A 5189-nucleotide genomic window follows, 5' to 3' on the forward strand; every position below is an offset into this window, starting at 1 on the left:
TCAGGAGACAGACACCATGGGTTTACTCGATTCGGTACTGGGCTCGCTCCTTGGCGGCCAGCAAGCTTCTGGCGACGGGCAGGGAAATGCGCTGGGCGGCCTCCTGCGAACACTGCTGAGCAATCCCCAACTATTGCAGGTGATCGCCGGATTGCTGAGCAACGATGGGCCGCAAGGCGGCGTTGGCGGTTTGATGGACAAGTTCCAGCGGGCCGGTCTGGGTGGCGTCATCGAATCGTGGGTCGGGTCCGGCCAGAACCAGGCGATTTCGACTGAGCAGCTCAGCAGCGTCCTGGGACCGGACACCCTGGCGGACCTGTCCGGCAAGATGGGCGCAAGCTCGGCCGATACGGCTAGCCAGCTAGCGCAGCTACTACCCGGCTTGATCGACCAGCTGACACCTGCCGGTCAGCTGCCCGAAGGTGGCCTGGGTAACAGTAGCGACCTGATGGGAACACTGGGCAGTTTGCTGGCCGGACGCTAGGCCGCCAGCGTTCGAACGGAGAGCGCCTTGGGCCTGGCGCTCGCCGGCGCGGCCCCTGTAGCCGGCTCAAACCGCCTGCTCAACCCTTATCCATGGCGATCGTTTTCGGGTTGGCACGCCATACGCGATAACGCACTTCAACGCCCTCTGGCGCATAAACGACGATTGGCAAACGGCTGTTGTAACGGATCAGATAGGCTGGGCCGCCAAGGCTGACGAAGCGGCTGAGCTTCGGCAAACTCGGATCAACCGCCATCAGCGTGCCGGCCAGCGGGCCCAGCGGACTGACGACGTAACGTGAAAACCCCCAGCCGGTGATCGTTTCTTCGTCGATCTGGCCAGCGAAGAAGTACTTGTTGCCCTGGTCTACCTCGACCGTCTTGCCCACCACCAGCTCGACCCTGAAATCAGATTCCTCCTCCTGCTTGGGTAGCTGCAGAACATGGCGAACCATGCCCTCCTCGGCGGCCGGAAAGGCCTTCATGTGGTCTGTTGCCTGAGTCGGCAGCGCTGCCAGCAGAACGCAGAGGGCAGCCAACAAACGAATCGTTCTCACTTCTTCTCCTTATGCGAAACGGCGCGGCAAGCGGCCAGGTGGCGATGCCAAACTCTACGCGCAAAGCTTGTCGGCGAACATCCGTGATCAACCCGCTTTCGACTGCTTCCGGCGTCGCCATCTATAATCACCTTGGCCGATGAGCGGCTTGAAACAGCCACATCCAACCAGCGCGGGTAGGCGACGACGTGCCAAATTCATCTTCCGGAATAGCGGTTTTGACGGTCTATTCTCTGCTCGTTGCCCTGTTGATGGCCCTGGCGGGATGTACTGTTCCCGAACCTGCGGCTGAGCCTGCGCCGCCGGTACAGGTGTCGGCGGAAACCTGGCGGCAGATCGATCGCGACATCAACGCTGCTTCCCTGACCGCCTGGGGAGCAGCCGAAAACTACGCGCGCGGCTCGATGGAAGCATGGATCAGCCGCGTCCGCCAACGCAGCGACGAAGAATTCATTCCCTGGTACACCGCCTACTGGACGCAGCAATGGCTGGCCATCAAGGTGGCCTGGTACAAGCTTGGCGGCGGCGAAGGGGAGAATCCGGCGGCACGACGACTGGCCGCCTACCTGCAGGAGCAGTTCCGCGAACGCGTACTCGAACCGGTAGCCGCAGAGATCGATCCCGGCGAGGTGATGCAGCAGACGACGACCCTCTATGTCCGGCTGCTGGTCGAGCAGCTGCAAGGCCTCCCTCGCCGCTACGCGATACCGGCGGCTCAGTTCGAAGCCAGGCTCAAGGCCATTCCGGCGATTGTGCCGGCGACAGCCGGCGCGCAAAGCGCAACGCTCCTGGAGGTGGTCGAAACCCGGCCGATCGTTGATCTGCCCGCCTATGCGGCCCTTCTGGCCCGCATCCGCGAAACGGACGGCGGCCCTGCTGCCGGGCCGGCGAATGATCGGATCTCGGCCGTGGCCGAACGCGCCGCCGAGCAGCTGATGGACCGACTCGCCCTCGGCGGCGGTGCCAGTGCTGCGGCAGCGGCGGCGGGAGGCGTCGCCGGCCTGCTGATTTCCCTGGGCGCCACCACCATCGGTGCAATCGCCTACGAAAACGACCGACCGGCGCTGCAGGTGCAACTCCGGGAAAACCTCAACGCGGCACTCGACGAGAGGTGGCAGACGCTGGTGGAGAATCCGTCCACCGGGGTGCTGGCCGGCGCCTATCACATTGCCCGGCAGGTCGAAGGCAGCGTTCTGGGTACCCGGACGGTACCGCCGGATGGCCATGATCGATAGCGCCGTCGGTCTCGGCAAGCCCCGAAGTGCACCCACCCCGGCCCGACATTTCTTGCCACCGGGAGGACACGAGCTTTCGGGACAGTCAGAGGTGAAGACGCCAAGACCCCGCTTTCCAGCAGTACTCAAAGGCTTGGCGAGCCCTGCGCGCGCGGGCCTGTCTGACCGCTCGTCAACCGCCAGGCGGGAAACTCGGCGCGGAAAATGCTGCCCTCACCAACCTCTGACTCTATGGCCAGACGTGCCTGGTGGCGGATCAGAACATGCTTGACGATCGCCAGCCCGAGACCGGTGCCACCGGTTTCGCGTGAGCGGCCCCGGTCCACGCGGTAGAAGCGTTCGGTCACGCGTGGCAGGTGTTCAGCGGCAATGCCGACGCCGGAGTCGCGCACGGAAAAAACACCCTTCTCATGGTGGACAGCCCATTCGATCACGATATCGCCACCGACCGGTGAGTAGCGGATGGCGTTCGAGACCAGATTACCGAAGGCACTGTGCAACTCCTTGCGGTTCCCCCGCAAGGCCTGGCCGTGGCAGGTGAGGTAGAGTTGATGTCGGCCTGCGCTCAGACTTTGCGCTTCGGCCAGCAACTGAGCCAATAGATCGGCCATATCGACGTCCTCTTCGCTCGCTGGCGCGTCCTCCGCCTCCAGCCGCGACAGCATCAGCAGGTCGTCCACCAGGGTCAGCATGCGTGCGGTCTGATCGCTCATCAAGCGTGCGAATTGCTGGCGCTGATCGGCATCGACCGCGCTATCGTCGGTGAAGTACTCGAGAAATCCGGCGACCACAGTCAAGGGCGTGCGCAGTTCGTGCGAAACGTTGGCGACGAAGGTGCTACGCATCGATTCGACACGGCGCTCGTCGGTGACGTCGAGACTGACCAGCAGCTTGTTGTAGTCGCCCAGTGGCACGACACGAACGGCGTAGACGCGTGTCCGCGCTGCCGGCACCTGCACGACAAAAGGCGCCGCAGTATGCGCTTCGCCCAGATACGCAGCGAAGCCCGGGGTGCGCACCAGATGCTCGATCATCGTCCCGCTATCGCGCGGCAGGCGGATTCCCAGATGTTCACCGGCGGCGCGATTGCTCCAGCGAATCCGATGGTTGGCGTCGACAATCACCAGGCCATCGGGAACGGCGTCCATGGCCTCCCGGAACGAACGCAGACTTCCTTCGACTGCCTCGCGGCTGTCGGCTTCATCGCGCAGCTTGTGCGAAAGCTTGCGACACAGCTCACCCCAACGACCACTCCCGTCCGCCAGGGTGGTGCCCTCGGGCGCATCGAGCCAGGCAGCCAGCGCCGACAGTTGCTTGATCTGGACGACGACGACGAACAGGAAACCCACTGCTGCAACAGCCCACGCCAAGGCTGCACCAGCACTCCACCAGGCGAGAAAAGCCAGGCCGAGAACCGGCACAACGCTGCTCAGCAGGGTCTTCGCAAACCACCGCCCACCGCCGGTCATGATTGCATCAGGTTCGACTCCGCGCGGCTGCTCAGTTTGTACCCGGCGCCGCGAACGGTTTCGACCATCTGTTCGGCCATCGGCCCGAGGGCGACACGCAGCCGCCGGATGTGGATGTCGACCGTGCGGTCTTCGACATAAACGTGATCACCCCAGACGTTGTCGAGCAGTTGCTGGCGCGTATACACGCGTCCGGATCCGGCCATCAGGAAGCGCAGCAGCCGGAACTCGGTCGGGGTCAGGTTTATCCGTTGGCCGAGGACGCGGGTTTCGTGGCTGACGGTGTCGAGCTCGATCGGACCGGCGCTGAGCGTGCCCTGGGCATGCCCGGGAGCACAACGGCGCAGTACCGCCTGTACCCGCGCCAGCAGCTCCTTCGGGCTGAACGGCTTGACGATATAGTCGTCGGCCCCCCCTTCGAGCCCGGCAATACGGTCGGCCTCCTCACCCCGTGCGGTCAGCAGGATGACTGGCAGGCTGCGCGTGCGCGCTTCCTTGCGCAGTCGAGTGGTCAGCGCCAGACCGGACTTGCCGGGCAACATCCAGTCGATCAGGGCGATCTCCGGCAGGGCTTCACGGAGCAGTTTTTCGGCCTGTTCGGCGCTGTCGGCGCATAGCGGCTCGTAGCCACCGCTGACCAGCGTGAAACGCAGCAGTTCCTGAATCCCCTTGTCGTCCTCGACGACGAGAACTCGTGGCAGACCGACAGGCGAACGTGTCATGACTGACTGGCCTTCTTGCGCGCCGCACCGGTGTGCCGGACGTCGACGCCGCTGACGATATAGATGACGTTTTCGGCGACATTCGTCGCGTGATCGCCCACCCGCTCGATCGCCTTGGCAATCCAGATGATGTCCAGGGCCTCGGCAACGCTGTCCGGATCTTCCCGCATGGCGGTGATCAGTTGGCACAAGATGGCGTCAAATGCCTCGTCGATCGCCGTGTCGGCGCCGATTACGTGCCGGGCCGCGTCGACATCCATTCGCGCCAGCGAATCGAGCGCGGCTTGCAGCATGTCGGTGGCCAGGCGTCCGCAACGCTGAACCTCGGACACGCGCCAGATGCGTCGTCCGCCTCTGCGGTGCAGCTTGCGCGACCGGTTGGCGATCTTGGCGGCCTTGTCGCCGATTCGCTCCAGGTCGGTCACGATGCGTGAAATGGCCATCACCAGCCGCAAATCTCGCGCGGTCGGCTGGCGCCGCGCGATGAGCAGCGTGCAGTCTTCATCGATGCCGACCTCGTGCGCGTCAACTTCGCTGTCGGCATCGACGATTCGCTGCATTTCCTCGAGGCTGCCGGTACTGAAAGCGTTGATCGCCGCGGCAAACTGGTTCTCGACCAGACCACCCATTTGCAGGATGCGCGTGCGAATGTGTTCCAGTTCGAGATCGAACTGTTTGCTGAGGTGGTCACTCATGAGTCTGGGCTCGCCTTCGCAAGACAAT

Annotated in this window: 6 protein-coding genes; 2 read left to right on the forward strand and 4 right to left on the reverse strand. The window is 63.9% G+C overall.

The window, feature by feature from the left end; all coding sequences use genetic code 11:
- The coding region (locus RUW20_RS17480; protein WP_313953504.1) for a YidB family protein at positions 1-484 on the forward strand (484 nt) is incomplete at its 5' end.
- Between the two features lie 79 nt (positions 485-563).
- Here RUW20_RS17480 and RUW20_RS17485 read toward each other — a convergent pair.
- Positions 564-1040: an ecotin family protein gene (locus RUW20_RS17485; RefSeq protein ID WP_313953505.1), complete on the reverse strand. Its 477-nt coding sequence runs from the start codon at positions 1038-1040 to the stop codon at positions 564-566.
- 218 nt (positions 1041-1258) lie between these two features.
- On the opposite strand from RUW20_RS17485, the gene RUW20_RS17490 reads away from it, so the two are divergent.
- On the forward strand, positions 1259-2275 hold the full coding sequence (locus RUW20_RS17490) for a hypothetical protein (RefSeq protein WP_313953506.1): 1017 nt from the start codon (positions 1259-1261) through the stop codon (positions 2273-2275).
- Between the two features lie 125 nt (positions 2276-2400).
- On the opposite strand, the gene phoR is transcribed toward RUW20_RS17490, so the two are convergent.
- From phoR to phoU, 3 genes are all read right to left on the reverse strand, one after another.
- The gene (gene phoR, locus RUW20_RS17495) at positions 2401-3744 is read right to left on the reverse strand and encodes a phosphate regulon sensor histidine kinase PhoR (RefSeq protein ID WP_313953507.1); all 1344 of its coding nucleotides are present in this window, start codon (positions 3742-3744) and stop codon (positions 2401-2403) included.
- Complete coding sequence (gene phoB / locus RUW20_RS17500) at positions 3741-4466, reverse strand: phosphate regulon transcriptional regulator PhoB (RefSeq protein WP_313953508.1); 726 nt, start codon at positions 4464-4466, stop codon at positions 3741-3743. Before phoB ends, phoR begins: the two co-directional genes overlap by 4 nt.
- A partial coding sequence (gene phoU, locus RUW20_RS17505; RefSeq protein WP_313953509.1) for a phosphate signaling complex protein PhoU occupies positions 4463-5189 on the reverse strand: 727 nt, incomplete at its 5' end. The genes phoB and phoU, both read right to left, overlap by 4 nt.

The organism is Accumulibacter sp. (assembly GCF_032229525.1).
In the GTDB taxonomy this organism is placed as follows: Bacteria; Pseudomonadota; Gammaproteobacteria; order Burkholderiales; family Rhodocyclaceae; genus Accumulibacter.